The 315-nt window shown below is 50.5% G+C and carries 2 tRNA genes; both read left to right on the forward strand.

The window, feature by feature from the left end:
• The first annotated feature begins 54 nt into the window (after window positions 1-54).
• A tRNA-Asp gene (locus tag AB4274_RS22095) sits at window positions 55-131 on the forward strand.
• 59 nt (window positions 132-190) lie between these two features.
• Window positions 191-267: transfer RNA gene (locus tag AB4274_RS22100), tRNA-Trp, on the forward strand.
• Window positions 268-315: the final 48 nt, after the last annotated feature.

Raw genomic sequence — 315 nt, forward strand, 5'->3', positions numbered from 1 at the left:
CATCGCCAGGCTTTAAATTTGAACACTTGTCAGCGACGACAAGTATTCCACTGCGGAGTGGTAGTTCAGTTGGTTAGAATACCGGCCTGTCACGCCGGGGGTCGCGGGTTCGAGTCCCGTCCACTCCGCCACTTATTCGATAACCTCGCCTAGTGCGAGGTTTCTTCGAATCTGAAGTAATGAAAGTTTTAGGGGTGTAGCTCCAATTGGCAGAGCAGCGGATTCCAAATCCGCGTGTTGGGAGTTCGAATCTCTCCACCCCTGCCATATTTAAGGCTCTAGCAGAAATGCTAGAGCCTTTTTGCTTTCTGAATC

The organism is Vibrio sp. 10N.261.55.A10, from assembly GCF_041470825.1.
GTDB classification, from domain to species: domain Bacteria; phylum Pseudomonadota; class Gammaproteobacteria; order Enterobacterales; family Vibrionaceae; genus Vibrio; species Vibrio crassostreae_C.